At 66.8% G+C, this 26644-nt stretch carries 19 protein-coding genes; 7 read left to right on the forward strand and 12 right to left on the reverse strand.

Annotated elements, in window-relative coordinates:
- Nucleotides 1-382: 382 nt before the first annotated feature.
- Nucleotides 383-1093 (forward strand): DUF4136 domain-containing protein, encoded by a 711-nt coding sequence (locus tag U5782_RS27415; RefSeq protein ID WP_322047028.1) that lies wholly within the window; start codon nt 383-385, stop codon nt 1091-1093.
- Nucleotides 1094-1199: 106 nt separating this feature from the next.
- On the opposite strand, the gene guaD is transcribed toward U5782_RS27415, so the two are convergent.
- From guaD to U5782_RS27440, 5 genes are all read right to left on the reverse strand, one after another.
- A complete protein-coding gene (gene guaD, locus U5782_RS27420; RefSeq protein WP_322047029.1) occupies nt 1200-2507 on the reverse strand; it encodes a guanine deaminase in 1308 nt (435 codons plus the stop codon).
- A 194-nt stretch (nt 2508-2701) separates the two neighbouring features.
- The gene (locus U5782_RS27425; RefSeq protein WP_322047030.1) at nt 2702-3757 is read right to left on the reverse strand and encodes an adenosine deaminase; all 1056 of its coding nucleotides are present in this window, start codon (nt 3755-3757) and stop codon (nt 2702-2704) included.
- 33 nt (nt 3758-3790) lie between these two features.
- Nucleotides 3791-4903 carry a xanthine dehydrogenase accessory protein XdhC gene (gene xdhC, locus U5782_RS27430; protein ID WP_322047031.1) on the reverse strand — a complete coding sequence of 371 codons (1113 nt, stop codon included), beginning with the start codon at nt 4901-4903 and terminating at the stop codon, nt 3791-3793.
- Nucleotides 4904-5410: 507 nt separating this feature from the next.
- Entirely contained in the window at nt 5411-5941 is a 531-nt protein-coding gene (locus U5782_RS27435; protein WP_322047032.1) for a disulfide bond formation protein B, read from the reverse strand.
- 154 nt (nt 5942-6095) lie between these two features.
- On the reverse strand, nt 6096-7499 hold the full coding sequence (locus tag U5782_RS27440) for an amidase (protein ID WP_415914416.1): 1404 nt from the start codon (nt 7497-7499) through the stop codon (nt 6096-6098).
- A gap of 185 nt (nt 7500-7684) precedes the next feature.
- Between U5782_RS27440 and U5782_RS27445 the strand changes: the two genes are divergently transcribed.
- From U5782_RS27445 to U5782_RS27455, 3 genes are all read left to right on the forward strand, one after another.
- The gene (locus U5782_RS27445) at nt 7685-9442 is read left to right on the forward strand and encodes a cation:proton antiporter (RefSeq protein WP_322047033.1); all 1758 of its coding nucleotides are present in this window, start codon (nt 7685-7687) and stop codon (nt 9440-9442) included.
- Between the two features lie 147 nt (nt 9443-9589).
- Nucleotides 9590-11122, forward strand: coding sequence for a gamma-glutamyl-gamma-aminobutyrate hydrolase family protein (locus U5782_RS27450; RefSeq protein ID WP_322047034.1), 1533 nt, complete (start codon nt 9590-9592; stop codon nt 11120-11122).
- Between the two features lie 210 nt (nt 11123-11332).
- Nucleotides 11333-12055 carry a DUF2968 domain-containing protein gene (locus U5782_RS27455; RefSeq protein WP_322047035.1) on the forward strand — a complete coding sequence of 241 codons (723 nt, stop codon included), beginning with the start codon at nt 11333-11335 and terminating at the stop codon, nt 12053-12055.
- 184 nt (nt 12056-12239) lie between these two features.
- On the opposite strand, the gene U5782_RS27460 is transcribed toward U5782_RS27455, so the two are convergent.
- Nucleotides 12240-13568 (reverse strand): hypothetical protein, encoded by a 1329-nt coding sequence (locus U5782_RS27460; protein ID WP_322047036.1) that lies wholly within the window; start codon nt 13566-13568, stop codon nt 12240-12242.
- 250 nt (nt 13569-13818) lie between these two features.
- A complete protein-coding gene (locus U5782_RS27465) occupies nt 13819-14361 on the reverse strand; it encodes a GNAT family N-acetyltransferase (RefSeq protein WP_322047037.1) in 543 nt (180 codons plus the stop codon).
- A gap of 380 nt (nt 14362-14741) precedes the next feature.
- Here U5782_RS27465 and U5782_RS27470 point away from each other — a divergent pair, with 380 nt between their 5' ends.
- On the forward strand, nt 14742-16037 hold the full coding sequence (locus U5782_RS27470) for an MFS transporter (RefSeq protein ID WP_322047038.1): 1296 nt from the start codon (nt 14742-14744) through the stop codon (nt 16035-16037).
- An 87-nt stretch (nt 16038-16124) separates the two neighbouring features.
- On the opposite strand, the gene U5782_RS27475 is transcribed toward U5782_RS27470, so the two are convergent.
- Nucleotides 16125-18047 carry a tetratricopeptide repeat protein gene (locus tag U5782_RS27475; RefSeq protein WP_322047039.1) on the reverse strand — a complete coding sequence of 641 codons (1923 nt, stop codon included), beginning with the start codon at nt 18045-18047 and terminating at the stop codon, nt 16125-16127.
- A 335-nt stretch (nt 18048-18382) separates the two neighbouring features.
- On the opposite strand from U5782_RS27475, the gene U5782_RS27480 reads away from it, so the two are divergent.
- Entirely contained in the window at nt 18383-20122 is a 1740-nt protein-coding gene (locus U5782_RS27480; RefSeq protein WP_322047040.1) for an FAD-dependent monooxygenase, read from the forward strand.
- 17 nt (nt 20123-20139) lie between these two features.
- On the opposite strand, the gene U5782_RS27485 is transcribed toward U5782_RS27480, so the two are convergent.
- The 4 genes from U5782_RS27485 to U5782_RS27500 are packed head-to-tail and all read right to left on the reverse strand — an operon-like array spanning nt 20140 to nt 25414.
- Nucleotides 20140-20391, reverse strand: a complete 252-nt coding sequence (locus U5782_RS27485) for a formate dehydrogenase subunit delta (protein ID WP_322047041.1) — start codon at nt 20389-20391, stop codon at nt 20140-20142.
- Between the two features lie 4 nt (nt 20392-20395).
- Nucleotides 20396-23332, reverse strand: a complete 2937-nt coding sequence (gene fdhF / locus U5782_RS27490; RefSeq protein ID WP_322047042.1) for a formate dehydrogenase subunit alpha — start codon at nt 23330-23332, stop codon at nt 20396-20398.
- A 13-nt stretch (nt 23333-23345) separates the two neighbouring features.
- Nucleotides 23346-24905 carry a formate dehydrogenase beta subunit gene (locus tag U5782_RS27495; protein ID WP_322047043.1) on the reverse strand — a complete coding sequence of 520 codons (1560 nt, stop codon included), beginning with the start codon at nt 24903-24905 and terminating at the stop codon, nt 23346-23348.
- On the reverse strand, nt 24902-25414 hold the full coding sequence (locus U5782_RS27500) for an NAD(P)H-dependent oxidoreductase subunit E (RefSeq protein ID WP_322047044.1): 513 nt from the start codon (nt 25412-25414) through the stop codon (nt 24902-24904). The genes U5782_RS27495 and U5782_RS27500 overlap by 4 nt, the downstream gene beginning before the upstream one ends.
- Nucleotides 25415-25545: 131 nt before the next feature.
- On the opposite strand from U5782_RS27500, the gene U5782_RS27505 reads away from it, so the two are divergent.
- Nucleotides 25546-26631, forward strand: a complete 1086-nt coding sequence (locus U5782_RS27505; protein ID WP_322047045.1) for a substrate-binding domain-containing protein — start codon at nt 25546-25548, stop codon at nt 26629-26631.
- The last annotated feature ends 13 nt before the right edge of the window (nt 26632-26644 follow it).

Raw genomic sequence — 26644 nt, forward strand, 5'->3', positions numbered from 1 at the left:
CGGCCTGTCGTCCCACTATCGTCCCATTGTACAAAGGCTCGGGCGGCTTGTCCGATGCGCGGCGGTCTGCGCTCGTCGGGGCGCCGAACTTTCGCGCCCGCGCGCGAGTCAGTATGATCGGGCCTGCCGTGTTGCGTCGCATGTGCCCGCCGTGGCGAGCCTTTACCGGGATCGCCTCGCAGGCGACTTCGCGCAACCGTTCGGCGCGCCCAGAAAAATCGCCGCAAAGATTGAGCCAAAGAGCGAGCCAAAGATTGAGCGATTCGCGCCCGATGGAATAAACGCCGCGGCCCATACGTACCATTCGTACCAGGACGTATCGAAAGGAGTGGTCCCCACGACTGCGCTTTCACAACCACTGGCAAGACTGCAAGAGAAGACCATGATGCCCGACCGATGGACCCGCCGCGCCCTGCTGATGCTGGCCGCGCTAGCCGTGACGCTGTCCGGCTGCACCACCTATGTGACGAGCCAGGTGACCGCGTTCTCCGCGTGGGAAGGCGGCAGCGACGCCACGCGCACCTATGCGTTCACGCGCAACCCCGACCAGCAGCACAGCATCGAACAATCGACCTATGAGAACCTGGTCGCCGACGGCCTTGCGGTGCAGGCCTTCCACCAGGTGCCGCAGCCGCAGGCGCGCTATCTCGTGGGACTCGCCTATGGCAGCCGCATGGATACGGTGACGGTCGCCCAGCCCGTGTTCTACAACCCGTGGCCGGGCCCGTACTGGGGGCCGTTCAATCCGTGGGGCCCGTGGGGCGCGTATGGTCCGGCCTATGTGAACCAGTCGTATCCGGTCTACTCGCACGCGCTGGCCATCCGCATCACCGACAAGGCAACGGGCAAGGAGCTCTATAACGTTTCCGCGCGCGCTTCGGGCGACGATCCCTCGCTCGTGCGCGTGATGCCCTATCTGGTGCGCAGTGCGCTTGCAAACTTCCCGATGCAAAACGGCACCGTCACGCAGGTGAAGTTGCCGGTCGACAAGAACGGCGGGGCGTCGAACGAAGCGCCCGTCGTGCCGACCGCGCCAGCGGCGTCGATGCCGCCGGCCTCCGCTACGGCGGCGGGAACGGCGCCCGCGCAATAGGCGACAGGCAAATAGCGCTCAGGGAAAAAGAAAACGCGCCGGACCTTCGAGGTCCGGCGCGTTTTGCTTTCAGGCGTCGTATTTCGCGCAAAGCGCGCCGGTCTTGTCAGCGTTGTGCGTCAGCGCGGCTGTGCACGCGCGCGCCCGCCGCATAGGTTTCGAACACGGCGCGGTCGTCGCCGAGCAGGGCGAACGCGAACAGCAACTCTTCGAGCGATTCCGCGCGCGCCGTGCGACGCGCGAGCAGCGGCGTCGCCTTCGGGTCGAGCACGACGAAGTCCGCTTCCGTTTGCGGCGCGAGCGTGCCGATCTTGTCGGCGAGATCGAGCGCCTGCGCGGCGCCCGCCGTCGCGAGCCAGAACATGCGCGTGGCCGTCAGGTGATGGCCGCCCATGCGCGCGACCTTGTGTGCTTCGTTCATGGTTTGCAGCATCGAGAACGACGTGCCGCCGCCCACATCGGTCGCGAGCGCAACGGGCATCTGCGTGTCGTTGGCCTTGTCGAAATCGAACAGGCCGCTGCCTAGGAACAGATTCGAGGTGGGGCAGTGCGCCGCGACCGAGCCGGTTTCGGCCATGCGGCGGCGGTCTTCGTCGTCGAGCCAGATGCAGTGGCCATAGACGGCGCGACGACGCAGGAGTCCGTAATGATCGTAGACGTCCAGATAGCTGCGCTGGCGCGGGAAGAGTTCCTTGACCCACTTCACCTCGTCGAGATTCTCCGCAACGTGGCTCTGGATGAAGATGTCGCCGTGCGCCTTCGCGAGCGCCTGGCACGCTTCGAGCTGCGCTTCGGTCGAGGTCGGTGCGAAGCGCGGCGTGAGCGCGTACATCTGGCGGCCCTTGTTGTGCCAGCGCTCGATCAGCTCTGCACTGTCGTCGTAGCCGCTTTGCGGCGTGTCGCGCAGGAACTCGGGGCAGTGGCGGTCCATCAGCACCTTGCCCGCGACCATGCGCAGATTTTTCGCTTCGCTCGCGGTAAAGAGCGCATCGGCGGACTGCTTGTGCACCGTGCAATAAACGAGTGCCGTGGTGGTGCCGCTCGCAAGCAGTTCGTCGACGAAAAAGCGCGCCGTATCCTGCGCGATGGCCTCGTTCTCGAAGCCGCGCTCGGTCGGGAACGTGTACGTCTCGAGCCACGGCAGCAGGCCCGGCGCGGGCGACGCGATCATGTCGGTCTGCGGGTAGTGGATATGCGTGTCGATGAAGCCCGGTACGATCAGCTTGTCGCGCAGATCGTGCACGCTCGCGCCTTCGCCCACGCGGTCCTTGAGCGCCGACCATGCGCCGGATGCGGCCACGCGGCCGTTCTCGACGATCACGACGCCGTCTTCGTGATGCTGGGCCGCGTCGGTCGACTGCGCGGGGTCGCCGGTGAACGTCAGGAGTTGTGCGCGAAAAGCCGATTGAGTCATGGGAACATCGTCTCCAAAAATTTCAGGTAAGCAAGCGCAGGATGCGCGCGCGCTTCATGAGGTGGCGCGCGGCACACGCGCCGCTCCTGAATACGCGACGCGCAAAAAATGGGCGCGAGCCGCCCCCCGGCCCGGCGCTTGCGCGCGGGGCCTCGACGAGGGGATTGCCCGGGCTGAAGCGTCCTGCGCGGGGGTCAGGCCACAGCGGCGCTCCCGCTTTGGCCCCAGTATTGGTCGAGCTTCGCCACGAGCGCGGCGCGCTCCTCGGGCGTCACGAACGACGCCTCGAAACCGTTGCGCAGGATCGTGTACACCTCTTGATCGTCGAGCTTCAGCGCTTCGATGATCGCGGTGTAGTTCTCGTTCACGTAGCCGCCAAAGTAAGCGGGATCGTCGGAATTGATGGTCACCGCGACGCCCTTGTCGAGCAGCGCCTTGAGCGTGTGCTGGGTCATGTCGTCGAACACGCAGAGTTTGGTGTTCGAGAGCGGGCAAACGGTGAGCGCGACGCGCGAGTCCGCCAGACGCGTGACGAGCGCCGGGTCCTCGATGCTGCGCACGCCGTGATCGACGCGATCGACCTTGAGCAGATCGAGCGCTTCGTAGATGTAGGCGGGCGGGCCTTCCTCGCCCGCGTGCGCGACGAGCTTGAGACCCTTGGCGCGCGCCTTCTCGAACACGCGCTCGAACTTGGAGGGCGGATGGCCGCGCTCGGACGAGTCGAGGCCCACGCCGATCATGCGCGGATAGCGGTCGAACACCGGCAGTGCGGCGTCCCACGTGGCGAGTGCGTCGGCTTCGCTCAGATGGCGCAGGAAGCAGAGGATCAGCTTGCTGGTGAGGCCGCGCTTTTCGGCGTCGGCGAGCGCGCGGTCGATGCCCGCGACTACGGTGTCGATCGACACGCCGCGTTCGGTGTGCGTCTGCGGATCGAAGAAAATTTCGGTGTGCACGACGTTGTCCGCGAGCGCGCGCTCGCAGTAGGCCATCGTCATGTCGTAGAAGTCCTGCTCATGCAGCAGCACGCTCGCACCCGCGTAATAGATGTCGAGGAAGGATTGCAGATCGGTGAACGCGTAGGCCGCGCGCAGCGCGTCGATCGACGCGTAGGCGAGCTTGACGTTGTTGCGCTGGGCGAGCGCGAAGATCAGCTCGGGCTCGAGCGAGCCTTCGATATGAATGTGCAGCTCGGACTTGGGTGCGCCGGCGGCCTTCTGGACGAGCGGGTTAGCGGTGGTCGTGATCGTCATGATTTGGTCGGTCAATTCGTTCAATGGGTGACATCACGCGGAATGGGGCAAGGCGGCCTGGACGGGCGACGCGTGCGCATGCGCTGCGGCCTCGATCGCCTGGAGCAACTGGGCAGCGGCCGAAATCGCGATCACCTCGGGCGATTTATCGACGATGCCATCGACGCCGAGCGGGCAGTTCATGCGCGCGATCTGCAACGGATCGATGCCGCGCGCGGCGAGCCGGTGCTCGAACTGCTTGCGCTTGCTGTGTGAGCCGATCATGCCGAAGAACACGAAATCGCCACGGCGCAGGATGCGCTCGGCGAGTTCGAGATCGAGCGAATGATCGTGCGTCATCACGATGAAACTGGTGCCGGGCGGCGCGGCGTCGATCGCTTCGTCGGGCGCGTCGTTGGCGTCGATCGCGACGTTGGACGCACCGAGCGCCGCGAACGCTTCCGGCGAGGGAAACGCCGCGTCGCGCGCGTCAACCCAGCGCACCTGACACGGTAGCGTGCCGAGCACGCGTACGAGCGCCGCGCCGACATGGCCCGCGCCGAACAGCACGACCGGAAAGTCGTTGGGCGCGATCGTTTCGGTCAGCAGCAGCGTGGTTTCGTCCGCGTTGGCGTGCGTGTTTGCGCCTGCATGCGAACCCGTGTGCGCCCCGGTATCCCAGAGCAGACAGTCGGGGGACTCGACGCCCGGTTCGGGCTCCGAGAGCAGCACGGCGCCCACATCGCTATCGGTCTGGGTCGCCCCGTTCCGCGAGGAGCGGAATGATACGCTACGAACGGTCGATGCGCCCGCCGCGAGCCGGCGCCCGAGCGTGGCGAGCCAGCCGAGATCGGCCACATCGAGCCGCTCGAAGGCGAGCACTACCGCGCCGCCGCAGCACTGGCCGAGGCTTGGGCCCAGTGAGAGACGCTCCAGACGCCGCGCGTGCGACATGCGCATGCCGTCGCGCAGCACCTGGCGCGCGATCTCGATGGCCTTCCATTCCAGGTGGCCGCCGCCGATGGTGTGGCGCGCAGCCTCGCGCGTAACGATCATCTTTGTGCCGGCCTCGCGCGGCACCGAGCCTTCGACGCGTGCGACCGTCACTAGCACGGCGGCATCGCCATGCGCGAGTAGTTGCTGAAGATCGGTGACCCAGGCTTGCATCGCAGCGTGCTCCTACGAAACGACCCGCACGGCAAAAGCACGTGCGACGCGGGGCGCCAGGCGCACACGCAGGGCGAGGGCGGGGGGAGTCGGGGCGCGCGAGGTCGCGAGCGCGGTGCGCTTGATGGAGCGTTCGCAAGGCGCGTCATGCCGTTCATGCACGGCGCCACGAAGGACGAATCGGATGGTTTGCGTTGTCATGTGAAGCCCAGGAGACATTGCGGATCAGGCGCGCGTTACGCAGGGGAGCCAGGGCGAGCCCAAGCCGGCCTCGCGCACGTAGATCGCCATCCAGTTGGGACTGTAGCACTGACAGCGCCAGGAAAGTATTCCCGGCGAATGATGGGGGTTATGTGACGGCGCAAATGACCGGACGGTGAAAGATCCGGCCCTTTTCGACGAAAATGCGCTGGAAATGTGGCGGAAAGCGCCGGAAAAGCGAGGAGGGAATGCGCGCCGCTCACGATCGGAGCGGCGCAGAAGAAGACCGGCGCGCGGCCTGGCGGCTTAGCGGCGGATGCCGGGCCACGAGACCTGGCGGCGACGATTGCGCCACAGGCTCACGAGCACCGCGATGAACACGACGGCGAATGCCAGTACCGACCAGATCGGCAGCGTGAGGCCGAGGATCGGCGGGTAGGTGGTTTCGCACAGTCCCTGAACCTTGAACACGCCCGGCAGCCAGTGCGCGGGCGGCAGGGCGTCGACGATCGGCTGCAACGTATCGAAGCCGCAGCTGAAGCTGGGAAACGCCTGCACCCAGGCAAGGCGCGCCGAGGCGACGAGGCCGCCCACCGCCGAAATCACGATCAGCCCTTCGAGTGCGCGCACGCCGCGCCAGCTCGCGAAGCGCGCGCCGAGGAACGCAAAGACGGCGATCAGGATGAAGAAATAACGCGTCAGGATGCACAACGGGCAGGGGTCTTGATGCTCGACGTACTGCATGTAGAGCGCGCCGCCCAGCAGCGCAAGACAGATCAGACCGAGAAGGACCAGCAGGCCGCGCTCGCGGCGCAATAGCGCGTTATCGTCGTTCATTAGGTTGGTTTTGTTCGGGTTGGATGGCGCAGCGGCGCGGCTGCAACGGCGTGTCGGGATTCTAGCGCGAAGGGTGTGCGGCGCGAGAAAGTGCACCGTGCGAACGGCCAGGGCGCGCTTTGACGCATGCCCTGGCCATCTCACGCAGGCTTGCTCAGCGCAGCGGCGCGAGCACGGCTTCCACGCCGCGGCCGATCGAGAGCAGCGCGTCGTCGGCGTACGGCGCACCCACGAGCATCAGCCCGACCGGCGCCGCGCCGTGCCGGTGAACCGGCAGCGAAAGTGCGCAGGCGTCGAGAAAGTTGAAGGCGCTCGGGTTGCGCAGCACGAGGGCGTTGGTGCGGGTGAACACCTCGTCGTCGGCGGCGAGCGGGGCGACGGCGGGCGGCGCGATCGGCACGGTCGGCGCAATCACGGCGTCGAAGCGCGACCAGAGCGTGGCCTGGGCCTCGGCCATCACGGCGGCGCGCGCGGCGATCAGGTCGAGATAATCGGCGGCGCTCGCAGGTTCCCCCTTGAGGATGCGCACGAGCACGCGCGGATCGTACTGGTCGCGATGCTGGGCGATCAGCGCGCGATGCCACGCGTAGGCCTCCATCGACGCAAAGCCGATGCGGTTGATCTCGGCGAAACGCTCGAACGCCGAAAAACGCACTTCATTGACGATCGCGCCTGCAGCGTCGAGGTGCTTGAGCGCCGTGTCGATCGTCTCGGCGACTTCGGGGTCGACGCCGTCGGTCACGTAATTCGTCAGCACGCCGATGCGCACGCCTTCGAGATGGCGCGTCGCCGGAATGTGCGGCGCGAGCCCGGCGAGCAGGCGGTCGACGAGCGCGCAGCACGCCACGCTGTTGCCGATCGGCCCGAACGAATCGAGCGTGGTCGAGAGCGGCACGCCGCCTGCCTTGGGGATGCGCGCGGCGGTGGGTTTGAAGCCGGTCAGGCCGCAGAACGCCGCGGGAATGCGGATCGAGCCGCCAGTGTCGGTGCCGAGCGCGACGGCGGCCATGCCATCCGCAACCGACGCGGCCGCGCCCGACGACGAGCCGCCCGCGACGCGCTCATCGCCTTGCACGTCGCGTTGCCACGGCGAAAGCGGGGTGCCGAAGTGCGGATTCAGCCCGAGGCCCGAAAACGCGAATTCGCTCATATTGGTGCGCCCGACCAGCACCGCGCCGGCCTGGCGCAGGCGCGCGACGACGGGCGCATCGGCGCGGGCGGGCGCGGCGCCGGCGAGCGCCGTGGAACCCGCGCGCGTGATTTCGCCGGCCACATCGAACAGATCCTTGACCGACACCGGAATGCCCGCGAGCGGCGAGAGCACCGTGCCCGACTCGCGCAGGCGGTCGTGCGCATCGGCGGCGGCGCGCACGCGAGCCGCATCGACATGCGTGAAGACGTTCGCGCCCTGGCCGCCCGGGTCCTCGATGCGCTCCAGCGCGGTTTCGGCGAGGGCGCGGCTGGTGGTGCGGCCCGCAGCCAGATCGGCCGCCAGCTGGGCGAGCGGCGGGAACGGCGAAAGACTGGGCACGGGTGTGGGGGTAGCGGAAGAGGTCATGGCAGCGGGCGCATCGAAGGCGATTCGTTGAACTCGGGCGACGGCGCGATGGCGGTTCACACTGCGCGCCGCAAGGGACACATCATTGTAGAGCGTGGATTTTTTTCTTGAACAGGCGATTTGGCGCAGCGCGTTCATCGGGTAACATTCAGCTATTCGATAGCATTTTGTAAGGATTTGAGCTTATGCACCAGGGAATCGGCTTCATTCAGGATCTGGCAGTCGTGATGGCGATCGCGGGGATCGTCACCGTGCTGTTTCATCGCCTGAAGCAGCCGGTGGTGCTCGGCTATATCGCGGCGGGCGTGATCATCGGGCCGTACACGCCGCCGTTCCAGCTGATCCACGACGAGCAGACCATCCAGACGATGGGCGAACTCGGCGTGGTGTTCCTGATGTTCTCGCTCGGCCTCGAATTCAGTCTGCGCAAGCTGTTCCAGGTGGGCGCAACGGCGATTGTCGCGGCGCTGTCCGAGATCGTGGTCATGCTCTGGCTCGGCTACGAGATCGGCCGTGCCTTCGGCTGGGCGGCGATGGATTCGCTCTTTCTCGGCGCGATCCTAGCGATCTCCTCGACCACCATCATCGTCAAGGCGCTCTCGGATCTGGGCGTCAAGCGCGAGCCGTTCGCGCAACTCGTGTTCGGCATCCTGATCGTCGAGGACATTCTGGGCATCGCCATGCTGGTGCTGCTCAGCGGTATCGCGCAAACGGGCGAGCTGTCGCCGGGCATCGCGCTCATCACGCTCGGCAAGCTGCTGCTCTTCATGCTGGTCTCGCTGCTGGCGGGCATTCTGGTCGTGCCGCGCGTGCTTGGCTACGTGGCGCGCGTGGGCAGCGACGAGATGCTGCTCGTGTCGGTACTCGGCTTCTGCTTCGGGTTCTGTCTGCTGGTCGTGAAGCTCGATTACTCGATCGCGCTGGGCGCGTTCCTGATCGGCGCGGTGATGGCCGAGTCGCGGCATCTGGAGCGCATCGAGCATCTGGTGGCGCCGTTGCGCGATGCGTTTTCGGCCATCTTTTTCGTGACCATCGGGCTGATGCTCAACCCGCTCGTGCTGGTCGATTACGCGTGGCCGATCGCCGTGATCTCGCTCGCCGTGGTGTTCGGCAAGCTGGTGTCGTGCGGTCTCGGCACCTTCCTCGCGGGACGCGACGGCCGCACGGCGATGCGCGTGGGCATGACGGTGTCGCAGATCGGCGAGTTCTCGTTCATCATCGCTTCGCTAGGTCTCACGCTGAAGGTCACGAGCGGCTTTCTCTATCCGATCGCGGTGACGGTCTCCGCGATCACGACGCTCACCACGCCTTATCTGATCCGCGTGGCCGATCCGCTTTCGCAGCGCCTCGCGCGCGCGATGCCGCCAGCGGTGTCCAACGTGTTCGGCATGTACAGCCAGTGGCTGCGCTGCCTGATGCCGCGCTCGAACGGCCCGACGCTCTTTTCGCTCACGAAGCGCATCGTGTTGCAGATCGCGGTGAATCTCGCGCTGGTGTCGGCGATTTTTATCGGCATGTCGTATGGCGCGCGCTACGCGTCGCCGCTCATTGCGAGCTGGGTGCCCGATGAGCGTATTCAGCGCGTGGTGCTGTGGAGCGCGGCGCTGCTCTTCGCGATGCCGTTCCTCGTGGCCGTGTGGCGCAAGACCCAGTCGCTCGCGCTGCTGCTCGCCGAGGTGAGCGTGCAGCCCGAGAAGGCGGGGCGTTTCACGCGCGCGCTGCGCCATGCGATCGCGGAACTCGTGCCGGCGGTGTCGATGATCGGCGTGTTCGTGCTGGTGGCCGCGCTCTCGGGCACGATCCTGCCGCCCACGGGCTTCCTGATTGGCGTGCTGGTGTGCGCGGCGCTGCTCACGATGCTGCTGTGGCGCTGGTGCGTGAAAATCCACGCGAGCATGCAGATCGCGCTGCGCGAGACCTTCGACGAACGCCAGGATTCCTGATCGGGGCGCAGGGCGCGCGGCGGCGTTTGTGTGTCGGAATGTGAGCAATTGTGCAAATGGGTGGCGGCGTCATGCCGTGGGACGCATAATCGGAACCCTGTTCATTCGTTTGCGCCTGCGACGATGCAGCGCGCCCGACCCCACGTCATGAGCGAAAACAAGACCGATCGCCCCGAGGTTCCCGACGGCGCTGACCGTCCCGCCGATACCGGCGCTGCTTCTCCCGCTTCTTCTTCCGCGACTCCCGATGCTGCCCAGGCGCATGCGCCCTCCGGCGGTGCGCCCTCCGGCGGTGCGCCCTCTGGCGGCGCGCCCTCTGGCGGCGCGCCCTCTGGCGAGGCCGCGCGGCGTGCATCGACCGATGCACCCGAGAGCGCTTCGACCGTGACACCCGACACAGCGGGCGCGGACAGTTCCGGCGGCGGCACCGACGAGGAGCCGGTGGCGCCCAGGGCCGCGCCTTCTGAGACGCCGACCCAGAGTCAGCCCGCCACCGAGGCCGCGCAGGCCCGCGAAGAGGCAGCGCGAGCCGTTGCGCGTCAGCAAGCCGAGGCCGCCGCGGCGTCGACGCGTGCGGGTACGCCGCAGGTGCCGATCGAAGTAGCGAGCGAAGCGGCGAGGGACGTGCCGGCTCCCACGCAAGCTGCGACGCAGGCTGGCGCATCCGAAGCCGCCACGCAGGCCATGCCGCCGCAGACCGAAGCGGCGCCGCGTCCGGGTTCCGCGCCTGCGGGCTTTGGCCAGGCCCCCGATTTCACCGCGCAGAATCCGCCGCCGCCGGGCGCACTGCCGCCCGATTCGCCGCGCTATCTGCGGCCCAGTGATTCGGCCTGGTCGGTGCTCGGGCGCATTATCGCGGCGCGCGCGCGTCAGCTGTTCGATCGCGCGGGCCAGCGCATCACCCAGCGTACGCTGCGCATTGGCGTGTCGGCGCGCATCTTTCACCCGGAGCCGGGCGCGCAGGGGTTGCGCGGCAAAACGCTGCAATATCTCGAAGAGTCGATCGCCCACTGGGTCATGTCGCGCGACGTGATCGTCTTCATGATTCCGACGGTCGGTCATCAGGGCATGCTGCATCCGAGCAACATCCGCCTGCGCGATTACGCGAAGCATCTCGACGGCCTGCTGCTGCAAGGCGGCGCCGACGTCTCGCCGCAAACTTACGCGGAAGTCGCGCCACGACCCGAATGGCCGGGCGACCGCGTGCGCGATATGTACGAGCTGGAACTGCTGCATGAGTTCGTCGAGTCGGGCAAGCCGGTGCTCGGCGTGTGTCGCGGCTGCCAGCTCATCAACGTCGCGTTCGGCGGCTCGCTTTATCAGGACATCGCCAGTGATGTGCCCACGGCCGGCGTGCACGTCAGCGAACATTATGACCAGCACCGCCACGCCATCACCTTCCCGGAAGGCTCGTCGCTCGCGAGCATGTTCCCGGGGCGGCGCGAGGCCATCGTCAATTCGATTCACCACCAGGCGGTCAAGACGCTGGGCCGCGATCTCACCGTCGAGGCGGTGTCGGCGGGCGACGGTCTGATCGAAGCCGTGCGATATCGGCGTGCGCCGTTCGTGGTGGGCGTGCAGTGGCACCCGGAATTCCATCGCGCGGGCGGCCCCGAAATGCTCGACTGCACGCCGCTGCTCGATAGCTTTTTGCGCTCCGCGCGCGAGACGCGCTTCTGACGCAAGCGACCACGAAAACCGCAGCAAAAAGGGGCGACAGCCCCTTTTTTATTTTTCACTACGACTAGTCTGACATTCCTAAGATTAAGTAGGTGATTTCGGACAAGCGAATAGCAGGTTCGTTTGTTATCCGAAATTAATCGACGTTTATGAGATTTTCGGGCGGCGATAATAAGCGGTTACTCGGAATCCAGAACGGAACAGGCAGTCATGAAGCAATCCACTCCGCTGCGGCGCGCCCTGTTGAGCGCCGCGGTCGTCACACTCTTGCAGCACGGCGTGCCCGCGTGGGCCGGCGCGCCCGCAAGCGAGGCTGCGCCGGTGGCCGGCAGCCGCCCGGCGCTCGGCAGTCTGACGCCACAGCCCGCGAACGCGCAGCCGCCCGCCGGGATAATCGACGATCAGTCGACGGCAGGCGCATCGCAGGGCGACGTTGCCACGTTGATGCAGCTCATTCACGACGCACAACTGGTCGAGCTGCGTACGACCTATAACGCCAGCTACGGGGCGAGCCTGTTCTTCTATCCGCCCGAGATGACGTATTACGTGGTGCTGTTCCAGGACAAGCACTTCTGGCGCGTGATCCGATCGCAGGACGACGCGCGCGCGGAGTCGATCTATGCAAACTTCGTGCAGCAGACCCAGCGGCTTGCGGAAGTCGAAATCCGCCGCATGCAGATCGAGGCGCAGAAGGCCTTCATCGAGCGTGTGATTGCTATCAACGAGGATCGCGCTCGCCGTCTACAGGCCGATATTGACGTAGCGCGCACACAGCAGGCGCGCGTCGATGACTACCAGCGCCAGGCCCAGGGCAACGCCGCTGCGCTCAATGCCCAAAAGATCCAGGCGCAAGCGCAATTGCGTGATTTGCAGAATCAGGTCGATCAGCTTCAGCGTGAAACAGAACAAGGACTCCCGGGGTCTCGACGTTAGCGGGGAGGCGCTTGCGCATCGCGCCGCCTGCGGGCGGCGTGGTGGATCTGGATGACGAGTGCAGGCGGCTTATGCGGGAGGCGGAGCGAAAGCCCACCAAACGCAGCGCAGCGAACAACAAAAAGCCCGGCCAAACTGGCCGGGCTTTTTGTTGTTCGCGAATCGCGCGCGCTAGCGGGCGGTATTACTTCGCGAAGCGATCGGGTACCTCGGTCACGCGCCGTTGCGCGACGTGATTGACCCATTCCGTGCTGTCTGCGGCTACCGTGGCGCGGCTTGCGGGGCGCGATGCGGCGGCCGTGGCGGCGTAGGTCGTGAGCGATGAATATTCGTCACCGGAGTTGGCCGCGAACTGATGCGGCGAATACTCGGCGGCTTCCGAGTACATACCACGTGTGCGGTGGGTAGTGACGGGCGCAGCGCTGCGTTGCGGCGCGAATTCGTGTGCCGCGTGGCGCTGACTTGCGCCACGAGTTGCTTTCGCGCCTGACGTAGCGACCGGGCGGCGCTTCACCGTGCTTGCGCGTTGCTCGCTTGCGGCCTTCGACGCAAGCGTGGCGCGCACGGGTGTCGTCGCCTGCGCGCGCATTGCGAAGTCTGGGCGCGCCGCGGCGGCAGCCGGGGCGGGCTGCGCGGCGGCCGATGGGGGCGAGACGGCCAGTGCGGGCGCGGACTGAGCCTGTGGCACAACGGTGGGCGTCGCAGGGGCCACAGCAGCGACCGTGGCACCGTTCGCTGCGGTGTTCGCACGTTGCGGCTGCGCGACCTCAGGCGCGGGTGTTGAAGCCCGTTGTGCGACGACCGTGGAACCGACCGCTACGCCGCTCTCATGGCTGGCAACCGGCGTGGCAATGGTCTGTGGAGTATCGATGGCCCCCGAAACCGAGCGGTCGTGTTGCTCACGTTCGTCGGCCAGACGTGCCGATGATTGCACGCCGGCCTTCGATGCCGGGCCCGCAGCCTCGCGCAGGGTGGGGGCGTTCGGGGCTTGTTTGTCGACGCCGAATTGCGTATGGCTGGCGACGATCCACGTAAGCAGTGCCGCGCCGCCGATGGCCACTGCGCTGGCCGCGAGTTTGTGCGAAGACGGCGGCGTGCGCTCGATCCGTGCAGCGCGCACGGTGTGTGCCGGTTGGCCCGATTGCGCGGCCCCATTGGTCCCTGCGGACTGCGCGGATCGGGCCTTGCGCCCGCCCAGCGCCTGGGCGGCGGCCTGCAAGGCCTGAGCGGCGTTCAGCGCGGCGCCAATTGGCGCCGCGGCGGGCCGAGGCGCTTCGGGCGCCACCCGGGGGCGGGGCTGGCGATCCCAGCGATACGTCTGACGGAAGGCATCCGCGCTCAGGCAGATCGTGCGCAGGAACGCCGCATACAGCGCGTGCAGTTCGGTGCGCAGGCTGAAATGCGACGGCATGAGTGACCATTCACGGCCAAATGGCGGGGGGACGCGGTTGAGCGGGCGCATGTGCGGCATCGCGAGTGCGCCTTCCACCTGAACTAACGGAAAAATTGACATGGATTTCTCGCTGCCTTGTTGTGGCGGGGCACCAGAACATGGGGGAGTTCGAAAGGCGCGCCATAAGCCAGCGCAGCAGCGCGCTATTCGGGGAATCGACTGATTGACCCTGAATCATGCGATTCCGACACCCGGCAATCCATCGGAAACATCTGAAAATTTGACTGCAATTGTAGACAGAATGCACACGAGGGCACGTCTGCGTGCCGGGTATGGCGCGCAGCGCGGTGTCTTGCGCGAAATCCGGAGGTTAGCGCGCGTCGAGCCGGTAGACGTAGCGCAGCGCCGTGATGTCGATGCCGCCCATGTGATCGGGCTCGGCGCCCGAGTACTTCCAGCCCTGACGCTCGTAAAAGGCGATGGCCGGCGTATTGCCGTCGAGCACATACAAATAGAGTTGCGCCTCGCCTTGCTCACGCGCCCACGCCTGTGCGGCCTCCATGAGCCGCTTGCCTACGCCGATACCCTGATGCGCCGGCAGCGCATGGAGATTGTCCAGCAGCACGCCCCACGGTGATTCGGGCTGGCGCTCGACGCACACGAAGCCGACAGGCTCGCGGCCGTCCGGCTGCACCTCGAGTTCGGCGATCAGCACGAGGCGGCGCTCCTCGCCCGGCGCTTGCATGCGTGCACGCCAGTAGGCCGCGCGCTCGGCAGTCACGTCGCGTTCGAGAAAGTCCGCCGGCAGCAGTTGACGATAGGTGGCCTGCCAGCTGGCGGCGTGCATGGCGGCGAGGAGTGGGGCGTCGGCAGCCGTGGCCGGGCGCAACGACAGGATGGCGGCGGTGGACATGCTGGGCATCGGCGAGGTCGAAAAGGTGCGGTCTGTCACGATCCCGGCGAAATCGCCGGAACAGGCCGCATCGATGCGCTATTGTGCATGATAGGTAGCGTCGCGCGACGCGCGGCGGAATTCCACCTTCGCGAAAGATAATTGAAATAAAAGAAGGCAAATAGAAAGAAATGAGCGAACCTGGCGTGAGTTAGCTAACGCTTGCCAGGTCTTACCCGGATTTCAGGGCATAGGGGGACGCAGCATAATAGGCGCCCGCGCGGGCGCGCGCGGGGCCGGGGTGCGCGGCGCCGCGGCGGTGTTTCGTGTTTCCCTGTCGAACCATCCAGGAGTGGGCATTCGCCTGCATCGGTTGGCCGACACCCCCTTCAGAGACTGTCATGTCCACAGCGACCCACGCTCCTTCCAGCGAATCGAAGTTCCGCACGGTGTTCCGCGTCGTCAGCGGCAACTTCCTGGAAATGTACGACTTCATGGTCTATGGCTACTACGCTTCCGCGATCGCCAGGACCTACTTCCCGAGCAACAACGCTTTCGCCTCGCTGATGCTCGCGCTGTCCGTGTTCGGCGCCGGCTTCCTCGTGCGGCCGCTCGGGGCAATCATTCTCGGCGCGTATATCGACCACCACGGACGGCGCAAGGGCCTCATCCTCACGCTTGGCCTGATGGCGCTCGGCACGCTTACCGTCGCGGTCGTGCCGGGCTACGCCACGATCGGCGTGCTCGCACCGGCGCTCGTGCTGCTGGGGCGCCTGTTGCAGGGCTTCTCGGCGGGCGTGGAGCTGGGCGGTGTCTCCGTCTACCTCTCGGAAATCGCGACCAAGGGCAACAAGGGCTTCTACGTGTCCTGGCAGTCGGGCAGCCAGCAGGTGGCCGTGGTGTTCGCGGCGCTGCTCGGCGTGCTGCTGCACCGTCTCCTGCCAGTCGAGGAAATGACGTCCTGGGGCTGGCGCGTGCCGTTCATCATCGGCTGCTGCATCGTGCCGTTCCTGTTCATCATTCGCCGCTCGTTGCAGGAGACCGAAGAGTTCGCGAAGAAAAAGCATCGTCCGTCGATCGGCGAAATCATGACGTCGATGGTGCAGAACTGGGGCATCGTCATCGGCGGCATGGGCATGGTCATCATGACGACGGTGTCGTTCTACATGATCACGGCCTACACGCCGACCTTCGGCAAGGAAGTGCTCAAGATGGGCGAGATCGACACGCTCATCGTGACGGTCTGCATCGGTCTGTCCAACCTGTTCTGGCTGCCGGTCGCGGGCGCGATCTCGGACCGCATCGGCCGCCGTCCCGTGTTGCTCACCTTCACGGTGCTCACGATCCTGACCGCCTATCCGGCCGTGCAGTGGCTGGTGGCCGATCCGTCGTTCGCCCGTCTCCTGGTGGTCGAACTGTGGCTCTCGTTCCTCTATGGCTGCTACAACGGTGCGATGGTCGTGGCGCTTACCGAAGTCATGCCCGCCGACGTGCGCACGGCCGGTTTTTCGCTGGCCTACAGTCTCGCGACGACGATTGGCGGTTTCACGCCGGCCATTTCGACCTACCTGATCCATATCAGCGGCAACAAGGCGGCGCCGGGCGCATGGATGGGCGTCGCGGGCATCTGCGGGCTGGTCGCCACGCTCGTGCTCTACCGCACGGCCGAGGCGCGCAACCAGTACAAGACGGTCTGACGCGCCGGATCGCGACTTGCGCAGCGATAAAAAAACCCGCAGCGATGCGGGTTTTTTTACGCCCAGCGCGCGCGTGCCGCCAGTCGGTCAGCCTTCGCGCAAGGCCTGGGCGACCTGCGCGACGACCTCGTCCCACGCGCCGGGCCGCGGCTGGCGCACGAGCCGCGCGCGCGGATACCAGGGGCTCGCGTCGGTGCCCGTGAACCAGCGCCAGTCGGCGGCGAAGGGCAGCATCAGCCAGAGCTTCGCGTCGAGCGCGCCGGCCAGGTGGGCAATCGACGTGTCGATCGAGACCACGGCGTCGAGCCGTTCGATCACGGCGGCGGTATCCGCGAAATCAGCGAGCTTGTCGCCGAGCCGATGGATCGAGCGTGCGCATGGATGCGTGTCGAGCGCCGCGTGCTCGGCCTCGCTCAGTTGGGGTTGCAGGACGATCCAGTCGATGCCGTCGAGTGCGAAGAGCGGTTCGAGCGCCGCAAGGGGCATGCTGCGGTTTTCGTGCCGGTGGATGCGGCCCGACCACGCAATGCCGATCTTGCGCTTGGCCTGACCGCCGAGCGAACCGCGCCATTTGCGGCGGTAGGCGCTGGGCGCGGCGAGATAGGGCATGGGCGCGGGCAGGGCGTCGAAGGTCGTGCCGAGCGCGAGCGGCAGCGACAGCAGCGGGCATTGCAGATCGGCGTTCGGGCGCGGCGCGCCCTGCGTGATCAGCGTGATACGCGCGGTGTGGGCAGCGGGTGCGATGAGCGGCACGAGCGGCGCCTGCACTTCGAGCACGATGCGGGTGCCGGCCTGCGCCAGCGCGAGCACGGACGGCACGAAGCGGATGAACTGGAGCGTGTCGCCGAACCCCTGTTCGGCGTGGATCAGCAGTGTGCGCTCGCCGAGCGGCTCGCCGCGCCAGCGCGGCACGGTTTGCGGGCAGGCGGGCTGCGGGTTCGCGACGGCGGTGCCGAACGCACCGAGGGGACGCAGCGCGCCGAATCCTTCGTCGCGCGCAGCCGGATCGAGCCGCCATTCGTACTCGGGCAGGCCGCGCCGGAAGTCGCCGAGCGTGAGCCACGTGAGCGCGCGGTTCAGGTGCGCGGCGGCGAGGTCGGGGCGCGCGCGCAGCGCTTCGTCGAACGCACGCAGCGCGGCGGCATGACGGCCGAGCGCATGCTGCGCCGTGCCCAGCGCAAGCCAGGCGAGCGAGAACTTCGGATCGAGGCCGATTGCGCGCTCGTAGGCCGTGATCGCTTCGTTGTAACGGCCCAGCGCCGCGAGCGCGTTGCCCAGACCGAAGAGCGCTGGCGGAAATTGGGGTTGCAACGCCAGCGCGGCCTCGTAGCCGGATACGGCGTGCGAGTGATACCCCGTGGCGTCGAGCGTGTTCGCCAGGTTGAAGTGCGCGGCGACAAAGCGCGGCTCCACGCGCAGTGCCTTCTGGAAATGCTCGACCGCGCCCGCGCTATCGCCGAGCGCATTGAGGGCCATACCGAGGTTGTTGTGCGCGCCAGCGTGGCCCGGACGGATCTTGAGCGCACGGCGGAACGCATCGGCGGCTTCGGCGTGGCGGCCGAGCGCGTGCAGCGCGTTGCCGAGATTGTTCTGCGACGAGGCGTCGCCCGGTTGCAGGCGCACGGCGTGGCCGAACGCGTACATCGCGTCCTCGTGGCGGCCGATCGCCGCGTAGGCGTTGCCGAGGTTGTAGTGCGCGAGCGCGAAGGTGGGCGCGAGCGTGAGCGCATTGCGAAAGCGCTCGATCGCATTGTCGAGCTCGCCCAGCGCCTTCAGCGCATTGCCGAGGTTGAGCTGGAGCGCGGCGTCCTCGGGCCGCAGGTCGACCGCCCGGCGCACGAGGTCCGCGGCTTCGGCGTGCTGGCCCTGCTGATGCCGCAGCACGCCGAGCATGTGCAGCGCATCGACGTGCACGGGATCGGCGGCGAGCGTCGCGCGGTAACCGCGCTCGGCGTCATCCAGCCGGCCGTCGCGATGTGCGGCGAACGCGCGGACAAAAACCTGTTCCATGACCGAAAGGCAAATACGTTGGAGATGCAAAGGCGGCATTTTCCCACACTCGCGCCAGCGTTCCGCGATCCGGACCAGGGATCTTGACCTGGCGCGTTGCCGCAACCCGGCGATTCGTGCGCGCAAGCGCCGCCGTTTTGCTTGCCGGAAGTGATGGGGCGAGCGCCGATCACCCGCACGACGGCGCGTCAGGCGACGCCCCCCACGCGGCGCTTACGACCACACCCGCGTTGCGCACGGCCGTCATCGTTGACCCGGATGCGATGCCTTTACGCGCACGGCGGCGCTGACAGCGGGCGTACACTACGGTTCATGTTGGCCGCATGGAGGTCTGCATGACCGAGGTTTTCTCCCAGCCGTCCGTGCTCATCGTCGGCGCGGGACCGACCGGTCTCGCCGCTGCCCTGAGTCTCGCCCGCGCGCGCATTCCGGTCCGTCTGATCGATCGCGCGCCCGAGCCCGGACGTCATTCGCGCGCCATCGGCATCCAGGCGCGCACGCTCGAACTGTTCGAGCAGCATCGCATCGTCGAGTCCTTTCTCGCGCGCGGTCATCGCGCACACGTCGCCAATCTCTACTCGAACGGACAGCGCCGCGCGCAGCTCGATTTCGATCCGCTGTTCACGCGCTATCCGTATCTGCTTTTCCTCGATCAGACCGAGACGGAGCGCATTCTCACGGAGCACCTCGCGAGCTTCGGCGTCGAGGTCGAGCGTGGCTGCGAGCTGCTCGAGTGCAATCAGGGCGCGGCGGGCGTGAGCGTCGATGTGCGCCACGCCGGTGGCCGGGTGGAGGCGCTGCGCTGCGCGTACCTGATCGCCGCCGACGGCGCGCACAGCACCGTGCGTCATCACCTGGGCATGCAGTTCGAGGGTGAGACGCTGCCGCAGTCGTTCCTGCTCGCCGATATCGACGCGAGCACGCCCTGGTCCGACGACGAGTTCCACGTGTTTGCTTCGGGCGACGGCCTGGCCGCCTTGTTTCCCTACGGGCGTGGCCGTTATCGTCTGATCGCCGATCACAAGTCCATGTTGCCCGCCGCGCCCGAAGGCACGATCCCCGTGCCGACGCTCGACGAGTGCCGCTCGATCGTCGAGCGGCGCGTGCATCACCCGGTCTCGATCGCCGACATGAGCTGGGCATCTTACTTCCGCGTGAACAGCCGCATGGTGCGATTCCTGCGCATGGAGCGCGTGTTCTTCGTGGGCGATGCTGCGCACGTGCACAGTCCGGCGGGGGCGCAAGGCATGAACACGGGCATTCAGGAGGCCTTCAATCTGGGCTGGAAGCTCGCGCGTGTGCTGGGCGGCGCGCCCGACCGCCTGCTCGACACCTACCACGCCGAGCGTTATCCGATCGAGCGCATCGTGTTGCGTCAGACGAGCTTCATGACGCAACTCGTCGAGGCCGATCACGGGCCGCTCAAGCTGCTGCGCGAACGCGTGATGCCGGCGCTCGTGGCGCTGGGACCGCTGCGCGATGCGGCGCGCCAGGCGGTGAGCGAGCTGTCGATCCAGTACCGGCGCAGCGCGCTCACGCTGGAGCGTGTACTCGACGGCGGGCCGCGTGCGGGCGAGCGCGCGCCCGATGCCTGCGTGCGCGTGATCGACGGACCGCTCGGCAAGGCGCCGGGCAAGGGGAGGCTGTTCGATCTGCACGACCCCGCGAGCTTTTCGCTCTTCCTGCTGGTGGACGAGGACGCGCTGCGCGCGGCGGAACACGCGGATGAAAAGGGCGGCGCGGATGCCGCTGCACCATCAGCCGCGGTGAATGGCGCGACGGGCAACGGACCCGAAGCGTTGCGCCATTTCGCCGAATCGGTCGAACGCGTCTTGCCGCAGGCGGTGCGGGTCTGGTGGCTCGCGGAACTGGAGGAGGGCGACGCGCCGCTTGCGGGCGAGGGCGCGCCAACGCTTGGCGATGCTTACGGCCGCACGCGGCCCGCGTTCTACCTCGTGCGGCCCGACGGCTATATCTGCGCGCGCGGTCGCACGGGCTCGGACCTGCATGGGCTGCTGCGCCACTGCGAGACGTGGTTCGCACCGACGCCATCGCCCAGGCCGTCCGCGCAGTGATGTCGCGCGACGCTGGCTCAGGTCTGCGCGGCAGGCGTTAGCGCTTCGCGATACCGTACCAGCGCGGCGCGCACGATCTCGCTAAAGCCCGCATCGCCCGCGTCGTCGTGCGTGCCGTCGAGCGCTGCCAGCAGCGCGCGGCGCATGCGCGGTTCCCAGAAGCGGCGAATGTGATCGGCGATGCCCGTGAGCGCTTCCTCGCGATCGGGCAGCGAGTCGAAGAACATGCCGATCTGGTTGGCCATTTCAATCAGGTGGTCGGTTTTCATCGCTTCATTTCCCCGAGGTCGAGAACGCTTCGCGCTTGCCCAGCAGATCGAGCTGCGTCGCATTGAAGCGCGAGTACTCGCGCTGCCATTCCGAAGGCTGCTGCACGTGGCTCACCTGCACGGCCGTCACCTTGTACTCGGGGCAATTGGTGGCCCAGTCGGAGGCATCGGTCGTGATGACGTTGGCGCCCGATTCGGGGAAGTGGAACGTCGTGTAGACCACGCCCGGCTGCATGCGCGTGCTGACCTTCGCGCGCAGCACCGTCTGTCCGGCGCGCGATTCGATGCCCACCCAGTCACCGTCCCGAATGCCGCGATCCTCGGCATCGACGGGATGGATCTCCAGCCGGTCCTCTTCGTGCCAGCGCGAGTTCTCGGTGCGGCGCGTCTGCGCGCCCACGTTGTACTGCGAGAGGATGCGGCCCGTCGTGAGCAGCAGCGGGAAGCGCCGCGTGACCTTTTCGGGCGAGGCGATGAACTTCGTGATGACGAACTTGCCCTTGCCGCGCGCGAAGCCGTCGATGTGCATGATCGGCGTGCCATCGGGCGCGTCGTCGTTGCACGGCCACTGGACGCTGCCCACGGCGTCGAGCTTCGCGTACGAGACGCCGTGGAAGGTGGGCGTGAGGCGCGCGATCTCGTCCATGATCTGCGACGGATGCGTGTAGCCCATCTCGTAGCCGAGCGCGCGGGCCAGCAGGATCGTCACTTCCCAGTCGGCGTAACCGGCGATCGGCGGCATCACCTTGCGTACGCGCGAGATGCGGCGCTCGGCGTTGGTGAAGGTGCCGTCCTTTTCGAGGAACGAGGAACCCGGCAGCAGCACGTGCGCATACTTCGCCGTCTCATTCAGGAAAATATCCTGCACGACGATGCATTCCATCGACGAGAGCGCCGCCGCCACATGCTGTGTGTTCGGATCGGACTGGACGATGTCCTCGCCCTGGCAATAGAGGCCCATGAAGGTGCCGTCGAGCGCCGCTTCGAACATGTTCGGAATGCGCAGGCCCGGCTCGCTTTGCAGCGCGACCTGCCAGGCGTCTTCGAAGAGCGCGCGCGTCGTCGCGTCGCCCACGTGACGATAGCCGGGCAGCTCGTGCGGGAACGAACCCATGTCGCACGACCCTTGCACGTTGTTCTGGCCGCGCAGCGGATTGACGCCGACGCCTTCGCGGCCGATGTTGCCCGTCGCCATCGCGAGGTTGGCGATGCCCATCACCATCGTCGAGCCTTGTGCATGTTCCGTCACGCCCAGGCCGTAGTAGATCGCCGAGTTGCCACGGCGCGCATAGAGCCGCGCGGCCTCGCGCACCTGTTGCGCGGGCACACCCGTGAGCGCCTCCATGGCCTCGGGCGAGTTCTCGGGCAGCGCGACGAAATCGCGCCATTGCTCGAACGCGCGCGTTTCGCAGCGCTCGGCCACGAAAGCTTCGTTCACCAGACCTTCGGTGACGATCACGTGCGCGAGCGCGTTGATCATCGCCACGTTGGTGCCCGGGCGCAGTTGCAGATGCTGCTCGGCCTTCACGTGCGCGGTATCGACGATATCGATGCGGCGCGGATCGACGACGATCAGCTTCGCGCCCTGACGCACGCGGCGCTTCAGACGCGAGCCGAACACCGGATGACCGTCGGTCGGATTCGCGCCGATCACCATGATCACGTCCGAATGATCGACCGACGCGAACGTCTGCGTGCCCGCCGATTCGCCGAGCGTGGTCTTCAGGCCGTAGCCCGTGGGCGAGTGGCACACGCGCGCGCAGGTATCGACGTTGTTGTTGCCGAATGCAGCGCGCACGAGCTTCTGCACGAGATAGGTCTCTTCGTTCGTGCAGCGTGAGGACGTAATGCCGCCAATCGAGTCGCGCCCGTGCTTCGTCTGGATGCGGCGGAATTCGCTCGCCGCATAGTCGATGGCTTCTTCCCAACTGACTTCGCGCCACGGGTCGGTGATCTTCGCGCGGATCATCGGCTTCTTGATGCGGTCCTTGTGCGTGGCGTAGCCCCATGCGAAGCGGCCCTTCACGCAGGCGTGACCTTCGTTCGCCTGACCGTTCTTGTGCGGCACCATGCGCACGACCTCGTTGCCCTTCATCTCGGCCTTGAACGAGCAGCCGACGCCGCAATACGCGCAGGTCGTCACCACGGAATGCTCGGCCTGGCCCAGCATCACGACGCTCTTTTCCTGCAGCGTCGCGGTGGGACACGCCGCCACGCAGGCGCCGCAGGAGACGCACTCCGATTCCATGAACGGCTCGTTCGCGCCTGCCGCCACGCGCGATTCGAAGCCGCGCGCGGCGATGGTCAGCGCGAAGGTGCCTTGCGTTTCCTCGCAGGCGCGCACGCAGCGATTGCAGACGATGCACTTCGACGGATCGTAGGTGAAGTACGGGTTCGACTCGTCTTTCTGGTTCTTCAGATGGTTGGCGCCGTCGAAGCCGTAGCGCACTTCGCGCAGGCCCGTCACGCCCGCCATGTCCTGCAGTTCGCAGTCGCCGTTAGCGGGGCAGGTGAGGCAGTCGAGCGGGTGATCGGAGATGTAAAGCTCCATCACGTTGCGGCGCAGTTTCTGGAGGCGGTCGGTCTGGGTGCGCACCTTCATGCCCGCTTCGACGGGCGTCGTGCACGAAGCCGGATAGCCGCGCCGACCTTCGATCTCCACGAGGCACAGACGGCACGAGCCGAACGGTTCGAGCGAGTCGGTCGCGCAGAGCTTGGGCACGTTGATGCCAGCTTCGATCGAGGCGCGCATGACGGAGGTGCCCGCGGGCACCGTCACGCTTTGACCGTCGATGTCGAGCGTGACATCGACATCGGCGTGACGCAGCGGCGTGCCGAAGTCGGTGTCGTCGAAGGGGGAGCGTTTTTGCAGTGCCGCCGATTTGCAGGCGCAGTTACCGGAACCGCAACCGCCGGCTTGAGACGCGTTCATGTCGGACATGGTGGTTCCTCGTTCAGGCGGCGGCCGTCGGTTGAACAGCGGGTTCGAGACCGAAATCTTCGGGAAAATGATCGAGCGCGGAGAGCACGGGGTAGGGCGTCATGCCGCCCATCGCGCAGAGCGAGCCGGACACCATCGTGTCGCACAGATCGCGCAGCAACGTGACCTGCTTTTCCGAGGTGTCGCCCTGGCGGATCTTCGCGATCACCTCGACGCCGCGCGTGGAGCCGATGCGGCATGGCGTGCACTTGCCGCACGATTCGAGCGTGCAGAACTGCATCGCGTACTGCGCAAGTTCTGCGAGATTCGAGCTGTCGTCGTGCACCACGATGCCGCCATGACCGACGACCGCGCCGACTGCGGCATACGCTTCGTAGTCCATCGGAATGTCCCACTGGCGCTCGGGCAGATAGGTGCCGAGCGGGCCGCCCACTTGCACCGCGCGCGCGGGCCGACCGCTGGCGGTGCCGCCGCCGTAGTCGAACATCAGTTCGCGCAGCGTCACGCCGAAGGCGAGTTCGACGAGTCCGCCGCACGCGATATTGCCTGCAAGCTGGAAGGGCAGCGTGCCGCGCGAGCGGCCCATGCCGAAGTCCTTGTAGAACGCCGCGCCCTTCGCAAAGATGATCGGCACCGTGGCGAGCGTGATGACATTGTTGATGACCGTGGGCTTGCCGTAGAGGCCCGCGAGCGCCGGCAGCGGCGGCTTCGCGCGCACGATGCCGCGCTTGCCTTCGAGCGATTCGAGCAGCGCCGTTTCCTCGCCGCACACGTAGGCGCCCGCGCCTTTGGCGACGAACAGATCGAAGCGCTTGCCGCTGCCGAGAACGTCGTCGCCGAGCCAGCCCGCGGCGCGGGCGCGGCTGATCGCTTCCTCCAGCGCCGCGATCGAATGCGGATACTCGCTGCGCACGTAGATATGGCCGACGGTGGCGCCGACGCTCACGCCCGCGATCGTCATGCCTTCGATCAGCATGTACGGGTCGCTCTCCATGACGAGGCGATCGGAGAACGTGCCCGAATCGCCTTCGTCGGCATTGCAGACGATGTACTTCTGGTCGGCGTGCGCCTGCATGACCGTGCGCCACTTGATGCCAGCAGGGAAGGCCGCGCCGCCGCGCCCGCGCAGGCCCGATTCGATCAGCGCTTCGCAGGCTTGCGCGCCCGTCAGCTGGAGGGCTGCGCGCAAGCCTTCGAGGCCGCCGTGCGCGACGTAGTCGTCGGTCGAGAGCGGATCGGTGATGCCGATGCGCGCGAAGGTCAGGCGCTGTTGCTTGCGCAGATACGGAATCTGCTCGACGAGGCCCACGCTGCGCGCGTGCTGGCCGCCGTGCAGGAAACCGGCGTCGAAGAGCGCGCTCACATCGGTTTCGTCGACGTTTGCGTAGCCCACGCGGCCATCGGGCGTCTCGACTTCGACGAGCGGCTCGAGATAGAGCAGGCCGCGCGAACCGTTGCGCACGAGTTCGATCGTCGCGCCTCGCGTGGCGGCTTCGCGCTCGATTGCGGCGGCGATGTCATCGGCGCCGAGCGCCAAGGCGGACGAATCGCGGGGAACATAGATGCGCGTCATGCGGCCTCCTCGGTGGGCACGACGGCGGCGAGCGCTTTCGCGAGCAGCGCGTCGAACTTCTGCGGGGTCACTTTTGCGTGCAGCGTGCCGTTAATCGTCATGGCGGGCGACAGCGCGCATTGACCGAGGCAGTAGACCGATTCGAGCGCAACGGTGTCCTGCGGCGCGCCGTCGTGAGCGTGGCCGCCGAAGCGGCAGCCCGTATGCGACTCGGCGTGCTGCGCCAGCGCCTCGCTGCCCATGCTGCGGCAGGCCTCCGCACGGCAAAGCTGCACGACCACGGGCGCGGGCGGTGCGGTGCGGAAATGGTGGTAGTAGGTGAGCACGCCGTGGACTTCGGCGCGCGAGAGATTCAACGACTTCGCGAGCGGCGCCACCGTGGCGGGCGGCACGAAGCCGAGTTCGTCCTGAATCGCGTGCAGGATCGCGAGCAGGGTGCGGGCTGGTCGTGCGTGACGCTGTACGAGCGCCTCGGCCAGTTCCGCGGACTGCGGATTTGTCTCATCCATTGTGAGGCTCCTCCAGGGGCATATATGCACTTGTTATTCATAAAGTGTGCATCTATGCTGGGGTTGTCTTGTTGTATGGACGAACAATAGGCCCGTAGAATGGCCGATGCAATAGGAAGGAAGACTTCATAATGATCAAGGTCGATTGCCAGGCGCAACTGGTCGTGCGCGACGTGGAAGGCCGCGAGGCAAGCCTGACGGACGTGGTGCCGCTGCTCGCGCTCGTCGCGCAGGAAGGCAGCATTGCGCAGGCCGCACAGCGTAAGGGTTTGTCCTATCGCCACGCGTGGGGATTGTTGCGCGATGTCGAGGAGCGCCTGGGCGGCGCGCTGATCGCCAAGGCGCGCGGCCGCGGCTCGGTGCTCTCCGAACTGGGCGAGGCGGTTCTGCGCTCGCAGCGTCTGTGCACCGAGCGTTTGCAGGGCAACCTCCAGGCGCTCGCGAGCGAAGTGGCGAGCGACCTCAACCGCTGGCTCGCGCCCGACGTGCAGGATCTGCGCATCCATGCCTCGCACGGCTATGCGGTGGCGGCGCTGGTGACGGCCCTGGTCGGCGATCAGGTGCCGGTCGACATCAAGTACCGCGATAGCGCCGATGCCATCACCGCGCTCGCGCGCGGCGAGTGCGATCTCGCGGGCTTCCATCTGCCGCGTGGCGAGTTTCGCTCGGCCTGCGCCGACGCCTACCGCAACTGGCTCGATCCGCAGCGCCATGTGCTGATCCACCTCACACGCCGCAAGCAAGGTCTCTTCGTCGAACGGGGCAACCCGCGCCAGATTGCGGGGCTCGCCGATCTCGCGCGCGGGGATATCCGTTTCGTGAACCGTCAGCCGGGCTCGGGCACGCGCTTGTTGATCGACCTGCTGCTCACGCGCATCGGCGTCGATCCGGATCGCGTGAATGGGTATGCCTCGTCGGAACTCACGCACTCGGCGATCGCGGCATTCGTCGCGAGCGGCATGGCCGATGTGGGCTTCGGCGTCGAGCCGGCCGCGCATCACTTTGGGCTCGACTTCATCCCGATCGCCGACGAGGACTATTACTTTGCCTGCGAGCGCGGCCAGCTCGAGCGCGAACCGCTGGCCGCTGTGCTCGAACTGCTGCGCGGTGCGCCGTTCCGCGAGGCGGTGGCGCGGCTCGAGGGCTATGATCCGGGCGCGTGCGGCACGGTCGTGCCGCTCGGCGAGGGCTGGTCGGGGCGGGCGTTCGCTGCCTGAGCCGTGTTGCCGG

This window comes from Paraburkholderia sp. J67 (assembly GCF_905220265.1).
In the GTDB taxonomy this organism is placed as follows: domain Bacteria; phylum Pseudomonadota; class Gammaproteobacteria; order Burkholderiales; family Burkholderiaceae; genus Paraburkholderia.